We start from the raw sequence: 16,948 nt of genomic DNA, 5'->3' as shown, positions 1-16,948 counted from the left end.
TACATGAACAGTTCAATGATTAACGCGATGGTGTCGATGAACGGACTCCAGCAAAAGCTTGATCTTCTAGCCGATAATATAGCGAACGTGAATACGGTAGGCTACAAACGTAAGGAAGCTACTTTTGAGGACTTGCTGACAAACCTTAGGACCCAACCGGATGCATTCAATCAGCCAGGGCGGAAAACGCCGATGGATTTCACACAAGGCTGGGGCTCTCGCATGACGATGGTACAGCCCAATTTATCCCAAGGGCCGATGCAATTGACGGAACGGGATGCAGACATTGCCATCGAAGGCAATGCCTTGTTTGAGGTGGAAGTAGACGATGCGGGCAACCGCGCTTACACGCGCAATGGGGCGTTTCAGTTGACGATAGGGGCAAACGGTGATACGATTTTGGCAACGGAAGACGGTTATCCGGTTGTGGCTAACGTACGTGATCCTCTGACGGGCAACGTAACAGAAGGCAATATTGTAGTGCCGCAGGGCTATAACCTTCGTGTTAACTCGGACGGAACCGTACTTGGCGTTTCTTCAGAACGAACGATTGAACTCGGCAGCATCAAGCTGCTTCAAGCATCCCGTCCAGCAGCATTGACTGCAGTCTCCGATAACTTGTTTGTTGTCGCCGGCGGTATTAACGCTGGAGATGTCGTCCAGCAGATCGTGCCGGATTCGGAGAATAACATCGTATTGCGCCAAGGATATCTGGAGCAATCGAATGTTCAGCTGACGGATGAGATGACCGAGCTTATTAATGTGCAGCGCGCTTATCAATTGGCAGCCAGAGCGTTATCGTCAAGCGATACGATGATGAGCCTTACGAACGGGCTTCGCGCATAAAGATAGGATGATGGTGATGAGTATGGCCGATGAACGAATGGACCGCGAGCAAAGCGGGTTCAAGAGTACAGCGGAAGAGGGCAGGTCCGGCAGAAAAAAGCGTGAAACTCGCGTGAAGGCGGACAAAAGCTCTGAAAAGAAGCAACGCTCCAAAGGCTTGAGTATACTGCTGTGGATTTTGCGTAAAAGCATCGTCCCAGTCATTATGGTTATTATGCTGGTGGCAGGCCTCTATATTGGTTATGTCGTCGTCGGCAAACAAGCGGAGGCGGATGTATTCAGCTGGGCAACGTGGCAGCATCTTTATGATTTAATATTTGCTGAATCTTAATCTTGAAAAGGGTCATCCCTGAAGCGGCAAAGTCCGCCTCAAGGATGACCCTTATTTCATAAGCAAGGGCTATCCCATAGGCGCGAGGCTGCATTCAGCGCCCAGGGATAGCCCTTGTTCATTATTTAACGGTTACTCGTATCGTTACGCTCTTGCCTGCGTAAGTGGCTTTAATCGAGGCTGAGCCTTTGCTGACTGCTGTGATCTTCCCATCAATGACGGTAGCGACACTTGCCTTGGAGGAGGTCCAAACCGCGTTTTCCGTAACGTTGGCCGGATTTCCGGTCGTGAAGTTAGCCTGCAGCTTAGCGGAATAGGTTCCGCCTGCGCTCAGCTGCACCGATTTGCTGGAAAGAAGCAGAGATTTGAGCTTCGGCACGACAACGACGGGTACAGTAACAACTTTTCCTTGATAAGAGCCGGTAATTTTAGTTGTTCCGACTGCAACGCCTTTTACAGACGTAGTGCTGACGGTTGCAACGCCCGAATTGCCGACTTCCCAATTCATTTTGGAGCCGAGTGAAATCTGCTTGCCGCTTTTATAGTAGCCTGTGACCTTCACCGATTTGGTTTTGCCTGGATACAATTCGATGGAGATGGGATCGACAACAAGCTTAATGATTTCTTCTTCGACTTTAATTTTGACGGACACGCTTTTGGTTAGGTATGTGGCGGTTAACGTGAGGCTCGCTACATCCAATCCCTTCATCGTGGTTTCTTTAATGACAATATCCTCTGAAGTCGTTTTCCATTTGATATTGCTGGAGACGTCTTCTTCTTCACCATCTTCGTTGATCACTTTTACGGTAGGAAGCGGTGTATCTTTTCCTAAAATAATGCTTAGGTCCTTCACGTCTGCGATCAGCTTGAGCGGCTTCACGTGAACAGTAAGCTTCACTTCCGCTTTATAGCCTTGCAGTGAAGCTTTAAGAGTAGCATCGCCCAGTGCTTTTGCTGTCCACTGACCGTCTTTGATCGTTGCGACATTCTCGCTTGAGGAAGTCCAAGTTACGATTTTGGAGACGTCGATCTTCGTTCCGTCAAAGATCGTTGCCATCACTTTAGGAAGGTCTCCGCTGATGCCGTTATAGCCATCAATCGTTTCCGTTTCTATGCTTAGCTCGGAAACGCTAGGATAGACGGTAATTTCAATGCTGCGGCTAACGCCTTTATGGCTTGCCGTTATTTTCGTTGTGCCTACTGCCTTAGGCGTTACCAGCCCTTTAGAAACAGTAGCAACAACGACGTTCGAGGACGTCCATTCTGCTAGGTCAGTCACAGTTGAGACCGTACTGTCATTGCCTTGAACCTCCGCTTTGATTTGAAGAGGCGAATCCTGAAGCAGCATGTGATATTCCTTCTCCGGCGACAGCTTAATCGATTGATAAGCTGCACGAACGACAACATCAATCGTTGCTGACACGCCTTTGTAGGAGACAGTGATCGTCGTTTTTCCGGCGCTGACCGGTGTTACAACCCCTTTTTTGACGGTTGCGATTTTATCGTTGGCGCTTACCCATTTGGCTAAGTCCGTAACCGGTTCTGTACCGCCGATTTTTGGAGCGGCAGAGGCGGTTAATACGGTGTCGTCACTGCCGATTTCGAGCTGAACCAGATTGCCGTTAACTCCGGAATCAATGGTTATGGATTTATAAGGCGAAGTAACATTAAGTGTAATCGAATCAGATTTGCCTTTTAGCTTGGCAGTAATCGTCGTTGATCCCACACCTAACAAGGTAATAACGCCTTCATCTGCAGTTGCAACCGCAGAGTTCGAGGTTGACCATACAGCATCGGTGGTAACCGTTTTGGTATCGGAGCCTTTGGTTCCGTTCAATGCAAAGGCAAGCGGCTGGCCGATCTCGATGTCCTTGGACACGGGAGCGGTAATTCCGTCGTTCTGCATAAGTGTAATGGAATCATACACATAATCAGATGCTGCTTTAATCGAAATGGTAAAGCCTTTATAAGTAGCGCTAATCGTCGCGGTTCCCTTGCCAACGCCGGTTAATACGCCTTTCTCTACTTTCACGAGCGCAGTATTGGATGATTTCCAGGTTACGTCTGAAGTAACTTCCTTCTTGTTGGAATTGCCGGAAATGTTGGCGAATACGGTTAAATAAACTTTGTCATCCTCAACGAATGTTTTTAGTGACGATGTATTGTTGTCATAATCGTCGGAATCGTAAGAGAATTCTATGCTCGTTACCGTATCTTCAGCTGCATACGCGACGCCTGCTGCCGAGGTCATAATCATGGCAAATGCAAGCGCGGCTGCCAGCCACCTGCGAGTTTCTTTGAACGACATGTTAAAGCGTAAACTTAAATTCACTACATCCCTGTCCTTTCTGATTTAAAGTAAATGTTATTCTATTAATAACGGAAATCAGAGGGGGAAAATGAATAACAAAGGGAAAAACTGTTATTTTAATTTTTGTAAACCGATAGGAAAGAAGTCCGTTTTAAAGGAAGCTCGGCATTTGCGGCGCAAGGATGGTTTTATTTTTACGGATGGTAGTTGTATAATAGTTGGGAACCATGGTGGACAGTTCGTTACAGGTAGAGGAGCGTGGAAGTTTGAATCTGCCGAATCTCTTAACATCATTGCGTTTTGTCTTGATCCCCGTCTACATAGCGGTGTTCATAAAAGGACATATGATTCCTGCCTTTCTGATTATGGTTGCCGCGGGTGTGACTGATATTCTGGACGGTTACATCGCACGTAGAAGCGGCCAGGTCACAATGGTCGGAATTATGCTTGATCCGCTCGCTGACAAGCTGATGCTCATTACAGTTATCGTATCGTTGCTGATTTCCGGCCATATTTCATGGGCTGCCGCTGCAGCGATGTTTTTGCGCGACTTGGGCATGATAGCTGGGGGAATGTTTTTTCATTTTCGTGGGAAAAAGACCGTGCCAGCCAACTGGATGGGCAAACTGACTACCGTGTTGTTTTACGCGGCGATCATGCTTATTTTCTTCGAGGCACCACATGCGCATTCTTATTTGTGGGCGGTAATTGCGTTCTCATTCGTGACTTCCATTGTCTATATCGCAATGTTTAAGTCATTGAATAAGCCGCTGGCAGAAACGCCTGTCGGACATTCGTAAACTTCTGAGGCAACTACATATCATGCGTAACCGGGTGTACCTACCTACGGCGGCGATAGCTCGTTTCGCGGACATATATAAGTACATTTATAAGTGTACCCGTATAAATGCTTATATACGAACAAAGAGGCTTGGCGGAGGACACTTCGGGTCCAAGCAGCCAAGCCTCTTATCTTAACCTTCATAAACTGCAGTTTTATGATGGATATGTATAGTGTCGTACATAATGGCACTTTTTATACTACTTTACTAATCGAAAGGGGCTTTTTTTGCCATGCTGGACATTAATCAAATCCAAGAAATTATTCCACACCGCCCTCCGTTTCTGTTGATCGATCGCATTCTAGAGGTGGAACCGGGCGTAAGAGCTGTCGGTCTCAAAAACGTAACGATGAACGAACCTTATTTCGTAGGACATTTCCCCGGCTATCCTGTTATGCCAGGCGTGCTTATTGTTGAAGCGCTGGCACAGGTAGGAACGGTAGCGATGCTAATGATTGAAGCGAACAAAGGCAAGCTTGGCTTTTTTGCAGGCATTGACGGCTTCCGTTTTCGGGGACAAGTAAAGCCTGGCGATACTCTGACACTTGAAGTGCAAATCACGCGGCTGAAGGGCTCGATCGGCAAAGGGCAAGGGACAGCAAGAGTTGGCGATCAAATCGTTGCCGAAGGCGAGCTCATGTTTGCTTTATCTAATCCTTCATAAATTCCTTGCTACAATAAAATTCATGAATGAAAGAGGCTGATACATATGACCCAATCAACTAATGCTGCTGTAACTGCAAAATATGAGGCTTGGCTTAGTGATCCGCTTATTGACGCTGCAACGAAGGAAGAGCTTCGCGAAATTGCGGGCGATGAAAAGGAAGTGACGGACCGTTTCTACCGTGATCTTGAATTCGGTACAGGCGGCTTGCGTGGCGTCATGGGCGCAGGAACGAATCGGCTGAACGCTTACACGGTTGGTAAAGCGACACAAGGGCTTGCGAATTGGCTGCTAGCCGGCGCCAAAGACGGAGGGGAAGCTCCTTCGGTAGTCATCGCTCATGATTCCCGGAATAACTCGCCTGAGTTTGCGCTTGATGCGGCTCTTGTGCTTGCAGGGAATGGCGTTACAACGTATTTGTTCAAGGCGCTTCGTCCGACACCTCAGCTTTCCTTTGCGGTTCGTTCGTTGAATGCGTCAAGCGGAATTGTCATTACGGCAAGCCATAACCCGCCTGAATATAATGGATACAAAGCTTATGGCGCAGATGGCTGCCAGCTTATCCCGGAAGAAGCGGAGCAAGTGATTGCTGCGATCGGCCGGATTGCAGGTTTTGATGAAGTAAAGACAATTAGCCGTGAAGAAGCAGAGGCAAAGGGCTTGCTGCGCTGGCTCGGGGATGAAGCGGATCAACAATTTATCGATACCGTGGTGGCTCAGAGCCTGAATGCGGAGCTCATTCAAAGCGAAATCGGCGAAAAGATTAGCGTTGTGTTCACTCCACTGCATGGGACAGGCAATATGCCAGTCCGTGAGGTGCTGAAGAAGGTTGGCTTCAAGAATGTTCATATCGTACCGGAGCAAGAGCAGCCGGATGGTTACTTCAGCACGGTAAAGTCGCCTAACCCTGAGGAACGCGAAGCGTTTACGCTCGCGATTAAGCTTGCCCAGCAGGTGAATGCGGATATTATTATCGGTACGGACCCTGACGCGGACCGTATGGGCGCTGTAGTCAAAAACAACGATGGTGAATATGTCGTACTCACGGGCAACCAGTCCGGAGCGTTAATGGTGCATTACGTGCTTAGCCAATTAAAGGAGCGCGGACAGCTGCCTGATAATGGAGTTGTTATCAAAACAATCGTAACAAGCGAGCTGGGTGCCGATATTGCGCGCTCTTTCGGCGTTGCGGTGGAAAATACGCTCACTGGCTTCAAATACATCGGTGAAAAAATGACCAGCTACGAACAGACAGGCGAGCATTCATTCTTGTTTGGCTATGAAGAAAGCTACGGGTATTTAACAGGCACTTATGCGCGGGACAAAGATGCGATCGTCGCTGCGTTATTGATTGCCGAAGCTGCGGCATACTATAGCAGTCAAGGAAAAACATTGTACGATGTTTTGCTGGAGCTATATGCGGATTTCGGTTTTTATTTGGAGGGCTTGGAGTCGCGTACGCTAAAGGGCTTCGACGGGGTTCAAAAAATCGGAGCGATTATGGATGATTGGCGCCTTAATCCCCCAACCGAAATCGGCGGCGTCAAGGTGACGCAGGTACTCGATTACGGCAAAGGCCATGACGGCTTGCGTCCGGAGAATGTATTGAAATATTTGCGTGAAGACGGCTCGTGGTTCTGCTTGCGTCCTTCTGGCACAGAGCCCAAAATCAAAGTTTATTTCGCGGTGAAAGGCGAGTCGAAGGAATCTGCCGCTGCTGCGCTGGAAACGTTGAAAGCCTCCGTAATGGAACGGGTAGACCGTAGCGAATAGAACGATAATCAACCTGTTTAGAACGGAGGAATGACGTGTTTTTACGTTGGCAGCAATGGAATCGGCGAGCAAGGTTCGTACTTTGGATCATTGCATTACTAGGGGTGGCGGCAGCTTTGCCGCTCGGCGCCGTTCGGATGGAAATGGAGAAGTCGTCTAAGCAAGTGGAGTATGTGTTTGATTACCGGGATATCGTAGAGGTTTCTGAAAGGCAGGCAAGGCCTCAGGCCTTTTTGCAGGAGAAGCTTGCGATGCTGAAGGAATCGGGAATCACGACGATGGCGGTATATGAAAGCTCGCTCAAAGAGCTGCAATTGTCCGGCAGGCTAACCTTTTACAGCTCTCGGGATGCTGCGCTTCTGCAAGGCAAGTTCGAGCAGGTAGGTCAGAACTTTACTTATATTTTATTTAGTGGTCCTAAAGAGGAAAAGATGATTGGTCCGATCGTGCGCGAGGCGCTGGATCGTTCCGAGGCTGTGTACAGTGATTGGTCATATGGCGGTCGCAACGGCATGGTTGTTGAGATTCCAATCGCCGAAGCGATTATGAAAACGATGGATTTTGACCCGATGTCCCTGCAAGCTATACATGATGCAGGCTTGGGCATACTGCCGCGTTACTCAGATCGTGTGAAGCCTTATGATCAAGATGCAACGGATGCTGTGCTTGCGAGATTGAAGTCGTACGGCGTGAATCGTGTTCTGTTCGATGGCGATAAAGTAAAAGGCGCATCGGATCAGGCAATGGATAACAGCTTGTATCAATTCGGCGAGCTTCTCAAAAAATACGATCTTGGCCTTGCGGCGATAGAAAATTTGAAAAAACCGCAGGAAGGCTTAAATAAATTAGCTTATATTACGGATTATAATGTAGTCAGACTCTATTCCTTGTCAGAGAACGACGGCATGACGATGACCCCGGAGGCCATTGCCGATCGATTCCTATTGGCAGCGAAGGATCGCAATATTCGCATGTTTTTCTTGAATGGCACGACGCAGTCGAATACGGATAAAGCCAAAATCGTCCATTCCCTGGACAGGCTTGCTGAAGCGATGAACGAGAAAAACGGCATAGTCGAACGGCTTTCCGAGGCAGGCTTCAATCCCGGCACGCCTAAAGCATTCGATTATGAACAGCCGTCCTGGAATAAACCGGTTAGAGCGATCGTTGCTGCTGGTGCTATCGCATTGATTGCATTATTAATCGGAGCGTTTCTTCCGGGTATTTATATTCCTGTCTTTATTATTGGACTATTCGGAAGCGCCGGTTTATACAAGCTGAACAGCTCGCTAATGGAGCAGGGACTTGCTCTAGGCGCGGCTATAGCTGCTCCAACCCTTGCGCTCGTTTGGGTTATGAATCGGATATACTCCCGCACCGTCGGTGATCGCCGCGTGGTTGGGGGTGCAAATTGGTCGATTGGCCGCAGCAAGCAAGGCCAGACGCCTCAGCAGCCAGGTGCTGTATATGAGAGCGCTAGCCGTATGAAGTGGCTGTTCCCGACTTTATCTACCGGCCGTCGTTTCGGCCTCGCACTGAATTGGTTTATTGTGGCGACACTAATATCGCTTACGGCCGTACCTATTGTATTCGGCTTGTTGAATAACATTACTTACAATTTAGTATTGGAGCAGTTCCGCGGTGTAAGTCTGCTTCATCTTGCGCCAATTGCGCTGGTGGCAGTCTACGTTCTGCTCTACAACAGCCAAATGTCGGTGGGCAGAGTGAAATCGTTGCTCTCGAAGCCAATTACGCTGACTTGGATTATACTTGCAGGCGTGATCGGCATCATTGGCTACTACTACCTGTCGCGTACAGGTAATGGCGGTCAGGTGTCTTCGCTAGAGCTGGTCATTCGACATTTCTTGGAGTCCACCTTCGGGGTGCGACCAAGATTCAAAGAGTTTTTACTGGCTCATCCATTGCTGCTGCTCGGGTTGTTCTTGTCGCTTCGTTACCGCGCTGCATGGCTGCTTATAATTGTGGGCTCAATTGGGCAGCTTTCGATGGTCGATACGTTCGCGCATCTTCATACGCCGCTCTACATTTCCATGATTCGCGTACTGCTTGGTTTGGGTACAGGTATGATTATCGGATGTATTTTGATCTTAGCATGGCAGCTAGTGGAAGGAGCAATTCGTAAATGGGCACCGGCAATCATCCGCAAGTTCGTCGCTTAGTGATATCTGGTTATTACGGTTTTCGCAATAGCGGTGATGAAGCGGTGCTCAGGTCGATATTGCTTGCGTTAGAGGAGCAAGGCTCGGCTCAAGGAATCAAGATCCAGCCGATCGTATTGTCGGCTGACCCGGCGTTGACAAGCAGCATGTACGGCGTCGAAAGCGTGCGCCGCATGCACCCTGCCGATTTATGGAACGCGATTAAGAGCAGTGATGGCTTGATTAGCGGTGGAGGTAGCCTGCTGCAGGATGCGACGGGAACGAAGACGATTCCCTATTACACGGGAGTCATGAAGCTGGCACAACTGCTCGGCAAACCGACCTTTGCGTATGCGCAAGGAATCGGGCCCGTGAATCGCCGTTGGATGGATCCGATGATCAAAGGCGTCATGAGAAAAAGCGCATATGTTTCGGTGCGGGATGCCGAGTCTGCGGCGCTGCTTGAGCGAATTGGCGTGCAGGCCGATAAGATTGACATCGTGCCCGATCCGGTTATGGGCTTGCCGCTTCCTACTGGCTCACACGCATCTACGGCGGGACAAGCTGATTCTCAGCCGCCGGTCGTCGGCGTATCGCTGCGCCACTGGCGCAGCGACGGCGCCGATATGGCCCGCGCCGCCGAAGCGCTAGTCGCGCTGTCGAAGCGCATGCCTGTGCGGCTGCGCTTCCTGCCGTTCCACACCCCCTCCGACACGCAAACGTCGGAGCAGGTGATGGAATGGCTGCGCGGCCGGCTCGGCAACGGTTCCACCGCCGAGCTGGCCGCGCCCGGCGACGACCCGCAGCAGATGCTGCTTGAGGTCAGCCGGTGCGACGCTTTGCTCGGCATGCGCCTCCATGCGCTCATCTACGCCGCTGGCCAGATGGTTCCCATGCTTGGCCTCTCCTACGATCCCAAAATCGATCAGTTTCTTAATCGATTGGGACTTAAGGCAATCGGCTCTACGGAGCAGCTTGATCCGGAGTCATTTGCAGAAGCGGCAAGCCTGCTCCTTGCAGATAAAGCTGGATGGCAGGCGAAGCATGGACCAGCGATCGACCTATTGAGACAACAATCGCAAAAACCGGCGCAACAAATCGTTGGCTATCTGCGTCAAACTTTATCGAGGTGAGTTCCTCTTGTCGAAACAATTACCTACTGTGCCGATATACGGCATACCATTCTCCAAGGCGAGCATGGACGAAACGGTTCAATATTTAACAGAAGCGATTGAGGGAAGACAGATCACGCATGTGATCACCGCTAACCCGATCATGATTATGTCAGCAGTAGAGAGTGCGTCCTATAGCGCTATGATCCGGCGGGCCGATCTCATCGTGCCCGACGGAGCCGGAGTTGTATGGGCCGCCAAATACGTTGGAACCCCGGTTGCCGAGCGGGTCACAGGATTTGACCTGATGCACCGTTTGCTTGAGCAAGGCGAGAAGCGTAGATGGAAGGCCTATTTGCTGGGTACTTCGCAAGAGGTTATTGAAGCCGCGGCCGAAAAGCTCCAGCTGCAATACCCTCAGGTGAAAATTGTTGGTTATCGGAACGGTTTTTTTGGTCCAGAGCAGGACGAGGAAGTGGTAGCGGAGATTCGCGAGGCAGCGCCTGATTTATTGTTCGTGGCGCGGGGCGCGGATACGCAAGAGCCATGGATCGTAAAATTCAAGCAAAAGCTCGGCGTGCCGCTAATTATGGGCGTCGGCGGCAGCTTTGACGTCGTTTCAGGCAAGCTAAAGCGAGCTCCGATGGTTTTTCAAAAGCTTCGCTTGGAGTGGTTTTACCGCTTGGCACAAGAGCCGAAACGCTACAAAAGAATGCTTGTTTTGCCGAAATTCGTAGTGAAAGTGCTCCGCGACAAAGAAAACGTAACAAAACCTCGGATTACACCGTGATATTCTCGTTAAAATCGGCTAAATTGGTTGAAAACGGGGTTGGAGTTTCTTTTTCAATCGGAGTATAATTCACTTCGGTAGAAAGAAAAGGGGAGTTGCACACATGCCGGTAGGCTTGCTGTATTCAATTGGGTTCATAATCGCTCTTGTTCTAGCCATTGCGATGACGCCGCTTGTTAAGAAGTTTGCATTTAAAGTTGGCGCGATAGACAAACCAAACCACCGCAAAGTACATACGCGCATTATGCCGCGTCTTGGCGGTCTAGCTATTTATATTGCATTTGTGGGCGCATTTTTTCTCTTATCGCCATTTATCCCGGACGGCTTGCTAAGGCCGCAAGATTCAAATATGATTAACGCTCTTCTTGTGGGCGGTACGATGATTATTATTCTAGGAGCGTTCGATGATCGCTTCGAGCTGTCAGCGAAAGTGAAGCTGCTCGGACAAATCGCCGCAGCCTGCGTGGTCGTCTTCGTCTTCGATGTGAAGATCGACCTGTTGAACATTCCGTTCGGCGAAACGATGCAGCCGATTGCCGGCTGGATCAGCATTCCGCTTACGATTCTTTGGATCGTAGGCGTAACGAACGCCATCAATTTGATTGACGGCTTGGACGGGCTTGCCGCAGGCGTATCCGGCATCGCGATAGCGACAATCGTTGTCATGGCTTCGCTGATGGGTTTCCAGCCTGTAATTCTGCTTAGCACGCTTCTTCTTGGAGGAATTGTCGGGTTTCTCGTGTTCAACTTCCATCCAGCCAAAATCTTCATGGGAGATTCAGGCTCGTTATTTCTCGGCTTCAGCCTTGCGACGCTATCGATGCTTGGCTTCAAGCAAGTAACGATCGTTTCGTTCGTAACGCCGCTGCTTATTATCGGAGTACCGCTTTCGGATACGTTCTTCGCAATCGTTCGCCGCTGGGTGAACAAGAAGCCGATATTCGCGCCGGACAGAGGCCACTTGCATCATAGGCTTCGCGATTTAGGCTTCAGCCATCGCCGTACGGTTCTGATTATCTGGGGAGTAGCGGCCATCTTTGGCGCGCTTGCCATTGTCCAATCGGCTGTCGTGCAATCAAGTGCTGCCAACTGGATTACGTTCGCCGTCATCTGCATGCTGATGTTTTTCCTGCAGATCGGTGCCGAGGTAACTGGAATCGTAGACAAGACGCGCAGGCCGCTTATCAATTTCTTAAGCCGAATGAGGCTCAGGCTGAAGCTTGATGCCGAATCCCGTTCCAAATAAAAAAGAGCTCCGAATCCCTAATGGGAAACGGAGCTCTTTTTTTGCGTCTAAATGCTCATTTCACTAAAAAAATGGGACTTGGAAGCCGATAACAACAATACAGAACTTTTCTGCGGTCAGCGCGTCTAACTGCAAAGCATACGATAACTGGCTAAAGAGGAAAAGGGAGGAAGGTTTATTCACAAGTAAGCCGCTAAGTCGTCAGTCCAACTATCATTCAAATACCCATGCTCGTTATATACATAAAGGAGGAACATTGTTTTGAAAAGATTACTTTCATTAGCATTAACGCTGGCATTGTTGATTACATTGTTGCCGCCGTTCGGCTCGTCGCAGGTGGCGAATGCCGCAACGGGCAGCTTCAGCTTTCCGACGGAGAAGGACTTGTCCACACAAGCTAGGGTTACTACAGACCCAAGTTTAACGCTTACTGGCTCCATTACGGGGGTGGATCCATCCTCCGTGTCATATAGCGTAACGCAAATCATCAACAATAAAGGGAATGACAACCCTTCCGATGACCAACTTGGCTCGAAGCGTGAGAACATCACGAGTAATATCTACATCAACGGTTTCTCTATCCAAGTGTATAACGTTGAGTTATTCCCAGGGCTTAACCGCATTACATTTAGAGGTGTACAAGGCGGCGGAGAAGTAACCAACTCCATTTATATTGAATATCACAATGGCCCTGTTTTCTATGACTTGGTCGCACAGCTCGACGGAAACAAATTCAATATTGAAGAGGCAGGAACGACAGTCGTTCACTCAGCTGCATCTGCAGGCCGTCAATCTGCTGATATTAGCATAACGGGTTTCGCGCCTAACGCTCAGCAAGTGACGGTAGACGTGAACGGAAGCAGTAAAACGTATTCCGTTAACAGTTCTAATAGCTATCAATTTGCGGCATCACCCATTACCCTGCAAAAGGGTAAGAACCTCGTTACCATTAAGGTAAAGAACGCCAACCAAACGGTTGAAACGACACGTGAGGTAGCATTCTATAATGGCGAGGTTACGTTTTATGATGTGAACCTGAATGGGATAGCTAACTCGGTTGCTACATCCGAGCCGCTTGAGTACAACCCTAACTTGCTCGTATCCAATACAAATTCAACGACGGTTACAGGTAAAATTATCGTTCCTAACTATTTAAAAGATGATACTGTTCCGCCTAACGGTACGCTAGAGCCGCACCCTAATCCTAGCGCACCCATCCCGATTAAGTATACGATTACGGCGAGTGGCGGCATTAATTATACACAACCGGCTGCATCACAGGCTACGCCTGTAGGTACCTACACAGGCAATGAAGCATTCTTTATTTACCAATTTACTACTCCTATCGGTGCTAGTCACGCTTTAGTAACTGATAAGTCCTATAATATTCAAATTACGGCGGAAAATGCTAGAAAAGATGCACTCGGTCAACCAGCCGATGAAGGTACGGGACTTATGGGCTTTTCTTTGAAAGATGCTAGCAAAAAGTTTATTGAAACTATTAATTACTTGAGCGGTTACCGCACAGGTAACGGCGAGGCTTTGACAGGTACACCGCTGGAAGGCGCTAATCTATACAGTGTACCTTTTGCTATGGAAGTTCTTGTTGGCAACCCGAATCTGAGCGACACCACTGGCTTAGTCACCGTTACGGATATTAAAAATGTATCTGGTACTTCCGCACCTGCCAGTTACTTATACAATAACGTCGCCAACATCGAGAATATGTCTGCCAGCCTTGCGAATAAGCATGTCAACGTTAATGGTAAAGTGTACAAGCGAGAGATTATCGTATTCAAGAAGCTTCCATTTGAGGGCACTCAGACGGTAACATTGGACATTGGCGGAGTGACAAAGACTGTAAAGTTCACGATGCTGTTTGGTCCATATGTAAGCTATACAAGCGTATTCGACAACATGACCGTATACGACGATACGAATAAGCTTAAAGCTGACCGCATCGCAGATGCTATCTCGGGTACACTTAGTGATTTCAAAGGTATTCTAAACAATATCAACAATACGTCTGAAATTCGATATGATTTTAATGGAACGGCAGCTCAAACCGTATTCTTCTATGTAAACAACACGCCGATTAGACTTGTGCAAGGTGCAAGCGGCTTAACCAGCTTCACCATAGAGAATTCGACTGCGGAACGCACGAAAGCATTCGATTCGTTATTTAGCGGTGAGAACGAAATAAAATTCGTTTTCCAAGGCAGCAAAAATTCATATGAAAAAAAGATCAAGCTGTATATGATTCCGACGAACATTCCAGTCATACCAGTTGAAGGAACAACCATTTATCCTTATGGCGCTCAGTACAGCGAGCCTGTTCCGAACGATCCTAACTTTGTGAGTCGTGGAAGTATCTACACAACAAACGAAGCGTTCATGAACGTATATGGAACCTTCGACTTTATCGATTTTATTGCTTCGGGTGCTACGGATGCAGATATTATCACGAACATTCAAGCGAAAATCGATCAAATGAAGGTTGTTGCTAACGGATTGACTGATCCAAGCAAATATATCTTGAAAATTGAAAGCAGTAATTTGACTAATCCGATTTCATGGGATTTGGGAAAGAAACTGTTCATTATGCGGGGAACAACGGTTCTTGGTACTGTAAATAACGGCGCAGCCAATGAAGTAGCCAATCTTGCCGTTCGCTACGATATTCTTACAAAAACCTTCTCGTTTATTTTGACAGGACGAGAATTAAACCCTGATGGCAGCTCCAGTGTTTATACCTTTACGGTGTTTAACAACGGGGAGACAGGTCCAAAAGCATCGTACCGCTTGGAAGTCGACCCTACGTCTCTTCCATACAAAGTACTTCGCCCGTTCTTGCCTGCTAAGAGCATCGTGAACCAAAATTATATAGAAGTCATTATTGATGCACCTGGTGCTCAATCGATCACAATTAATAAACAGATTGCAGAAAAAATTGATTTTGATTCCGACAACAATCCGGCAACCGTAGAGCAATTTTATAAGAATACGTACCGCGTTTTCGTTAATAATTTAAAAGTGGGCAAAAATAAAATCGATTTCATTATTACAAGCGCAAACGACAAGGTACAAAGCAGTATTGAAGTGACGTATGCGCCGACCAACATTCCAGGAGCTCAGAACCTTCAAACCATGGCAAGCAGTCATAAGGTTTTTGATGGAGCGCTTAATTTGAAGTTTGAAAAAGGGACAACATTGATCAGAACGGACTTTAACGTTCCGGCTGCTCTGAAAAACCAGGTGTTTACAGGTCATAATTTGTTGTTCTCGATTGCCAACTCGGAGGATGGTGTCGTCGATCGTCGCGAGCTTGAAACACTACCGCCAAACTTCAATATTATTTTGGAGAGCTTTGGAACGCGATTCAGACTGTCCTATCCAACACGGTTTACTAAAGCAAGTCCTGTTTACTGGATCGATGCGGGATTAGCCGATGATCCGGCAACGGCTGCATACGACCCATTATCTAGAGGTGTAGATCCGTATCAATTCCCGAATGCGACAGGGACAGGCGGTACCAAAATACCGACCTATGACGAGCGACCAGACAATCGTGAGCTTGTTACTTCAAAAACGGGCAGCTTGACGCTCGCTTTCGATCCGAATATGAAAGATAGCGTAGGCACAATCATTACCGTATACCGTTATGATGTGAAAGCGAAGTATTGGGAGAATATCGGCGGCATGGTGGATGTAAAGAAAAACACTATTACCGTTCCCTTTAGTAAGTTTGGTTACTATGTCGTTGGTAAAATGGTTTATTCGTTTACCGATATGACGTCGCATCCTTACGCTAGAAACTATTTGGAAGCCATTTTCTCTAAAGGAATCATGAATGCTGCTGGATTCGATGATTTCGGCTCTAATATCTATATCTCACGTGGTGAATTTGCACGTATGATGGTAAAAGCACTTGATATTCCGCTTAACTACGAGCTTAGCAAGCCCCATTTCGATGACGTACCGGCAATAATCAACCCTGATGCATTATGGGATTATCGCTACGTCGAAACGGCTGCCCGCGAAGGCATTATCCGCGGTACAGGTCCAAGAACGTTCCAACCTAGTTCTAATTTGACTAGGGAAGAAGCATCCGTTATTATCGGCAGAGCGCTTGATATGAAGCTGGCGACAGATACAACCAAGATTAACAAAGATCTAGAGAAAACATTTAAGGATGCAGCAAACGTAAATTTCTACGCGAAAAGCTCCGTACTCGCTATCGCGAAGAAAAAATACATTATTGGCTCTCCTATAGATCCAAACGATCCAAAGGCTGGTTCTGTATTCGAACCAAGATCTAATCTACTCCGTTCCGATGCAGCAATTATTGTGGCAAGAATTTTAGCTGATTTGAAGAAGCTCCCGAGCATTGGATAATTGGAAAGACTAACCTTAAAAAGGGTTGCAGAACGTTCTGCAACCCTTTTTATTTCTTCTGTATGACTACATTTCTCAGTATAAGTGAAACATTATCCATGGAAAATGTTTAACATCGACGATATCTATGAAAACAAGCTATACTAACGAAGTGCTCAATAGGCACGGACATTAGGGCCAATTGGTTACAATCCCCGCAAAAATAAATTTTTAATTATTTTTCGCAACATCGCAACTTTTCGTTACAACGTGCGTTTAAATACATGACGTTGTAACAAACAACCGAATTGATACGCTAGACCTACTGCTGCTGGGAAAGAATTGGAATGAATTCACAACTTCCTCTTTACGGTACGGCCCACCCATTGTATAATATTATAGTGGTGGCGTGACTCTAGCAATTTCCAACTTTATTTTACAAGTTTCTACGACATGATTTTACAAATGGGTTTATCATGAACGTAGACATCATTTATATC

General features: G+C 47.7%; 11 protein-coding genes. 10 read left to right on the top strand and 1 reads right to left on the bottom strand.

Features of this window, described 5'->3' with window-relative positions; translation table 11 throughout:
* Positions 1–3 precede the first annotated feature (3 nt).
* Both AB4Z29_RS22240 and AB4Z29_RS22235 read left to right on the top strand, forming a co-directional pair.
* Positions 4–846 (top strand): flagellar hook-basal body protein, encoded by an 843-nt coding sequence (locus AB4Z29_RS22240; protein WP_441945182.1) that lies wholly within the window; start codon positions 4–6, stop codon positions 844–846.
* A gap of 16 nt (positions 847–862) precedes the next feature.
* Positions 863–1,177: a DNA-directed RNA polymerase subunit beta gene (locus AB4Z29_RS22235; RefSeq protein WP_441945181.1), complete on the top strand. Its 315-nt coding sequence runs from the start codon at positions 863–865 to the stop codon at positions 1,175–1,177.
* Between the two features lie 121 nt (positions 1,178–1,298).
* Here AB4Z29_RS22235 and AB4Z29_RS22230 read toward each other — a convergent pair whose 3' ends face one another.
* The gene (locus tag AB4Z29_RS22230; protein WP_441945180.1) at positions 1,299–3,509 is read right to left on the bottom strand and encodes an Ig-like domain-containing protein; all 2,211 of its coding nucleotides are present in this window, start codon (positions 3,507–3,509) and stop codon (positions 1,299–1,301) included.
* A 245-nt stretch (positions 3,510–3,754) separates the two neighbouring features.
* Here AB4Z29_RS22230 and AB4Z29_RS22225 point away from each other — a divergent pair, with 245 nt between their 5' ends.
* From AB4Z29_RS22225 to AB4Z29_RS22190, 8 genes are all read left to right on the top strand, one after another.
* The gene (locus tag AB4Z29_RS22225) at positions 3,755–4,288 is read left to right on the top strand and encodes a CDP-alcohol phosphatidyltransferase family protein (protein ID WP_441945179.1); all 534 of its coding nucleotides are present in this window, start codon (positions 3,755–3,757) and stop codon (positions 4,286–4,288) included.
* Between the two features lie 274 nt (positions 4,289–4,562).
* Complete coding sequence (fabZ, locus tag AB4Z29_RS22220) at positions 4,563–4,994, top strand: 3-hydroxyacyl-ACP dehydratase FabZ (protein WP_138753720.1); 432 nt, start codon at positions 4,563–4,565, stop codon at positions 4,992–4,994.
* Positions 4,995–5,039: 45 nt separating this feature from the next.
* A complete protein-coding gene (locus AB4Z29_RS22215; protein ID WP_441945178.1) occupies positions 5,040–6,767 on the top strand; it encodes a phospho-sugar mutase in 1,728 nt (575 codons plus the stop codon).
* A gap of 35 nt (positions 6,768–6,802) precedes the next feature.
* The gene (locus tag AB4Z29_RS22210; protein WP_441945177.1) at positions 6,803–8,947 is read left to right on the top strand and encodes a DUF5693 family protein; all 2,145 of its coding nucleotides are present in this window, start codon (positions 6,803–6,805) and stop codon (positions 8,945–8,947) included.
* Positions 8,911–10,059, top strand: a complete 1,149-nt coding sequence (gene csaB / locus AB4Z29_RS22205) for a polysaccharide pyruvyl transferase CsaB (RefSeq protein WP_441945176.1) — start codon at positions 8,911–8,913, stop codon at positions 10,057–10,059. The genes AB4Z29_RS22210 and csaB overlap by 37 nt, the downstream gene beginning before the upstream one ends.
* 64 nt (positions 10,060–10,123) lie before the next feature.
* Complete coding sequence (locus AB4Z29_RS22200; RefSeq protein WP_441945228.1) at positions 10,124–10,828, top strand: WecB/TagA/CpsF family glycosyltransferase; 705 nt, start codon at positions 10,124–10,126, stop codon at positions 10,826–10,828.
* Positions 10,829–10,931: 103 nt separating this feature from the next.
* Positions 10,932–12,074: a glycosyltransferase family 4 protein gene (locus AB4Z29_RS22195; RefSeq protein WP_441945175.1), complete on the top strand. Its 1,143-nt coding sequence runs from the start codon at positions 10,932–10,934 to the stop codon at positions 12,072–12,074.
* 261 nt (positions 12,075–12,335) lie between these two features.
* On the top strand, positions 12,336–16,469 hold the full coding sequence (locus AB4Z29_RS22190; protein WP_441945174.1) for an S-layer homology domain-containing protein: 4,134 nt from the start codon (positions 12,336–12,338) through the stop codon (positions 16,467–16,469).
* Positions 16,470–16,948: the final 479 nt, after the last annotated feature.

The organism is Paenibacillus sp. 2TAB23 (assembly GCF_052115165.1).
In the GTDB taxonomy this organism is placed as follows: Bacteria; Bacillota; Bacilli; order Paenibacillales; family Paenibacillaceae; genus Pristimantibacillus.
Note: the sequence above shows the minus strand (reverse complement) of the source record. Positions and strands in the feature narration are given on the sequence as shown.

Bases quoted from the DNA above. Each gene is read 5' to 3' on its own strand.
- AB4Z29_RS22240 (WP_441945182.1), top strand. From the start codon at position 4: ATGAACAGTTCAATGATTAACGCGATGGTGTCGATGAACGGACTCCAG.
- AB4Z29_RS22235 (WP_441945181.1), top strand. From the start codon at position 863: ATGAGTATGGCCGATGAACGAATGGACCGCGAGCAAAGCGGGTTCAAG.
- fabZ (WP_138753720.1), top strand. From the start codon at position 4,563: ATGCTGGACATTAATCAAATCCAAGAAATTATTCCACACCGCCCTCCG.
- AB4Z29_RS22215 (WP_441945178.1), top strand. From the start codon at position 5,040: ATGACCCAATCAACTAATGCTGCTGTAACTGCAAAATATGAGGCTTGG.
- csaB (WP_441945176.1), top strand. From the start codon at position 8,911: ATGGGCACCGGCAATCATCCGCAAGTTCGTCGCTTAGTGATATCTGGT.
- AB4Z29_RS22200 (WP_441945228.1), top strand. From the start codon at position 10,124: ATGGACGAAACGGTTCAATATTTAACAGAAGCGATTGAGGGAAGACAG.
- AB4Z29_RS22195 (WP_441945175.1), top strand. From the start codon at position 10,932: ATGCCGGTAGGCTTGCTGTATTCAATTGGGTTCATAATCGCTCTTGTT.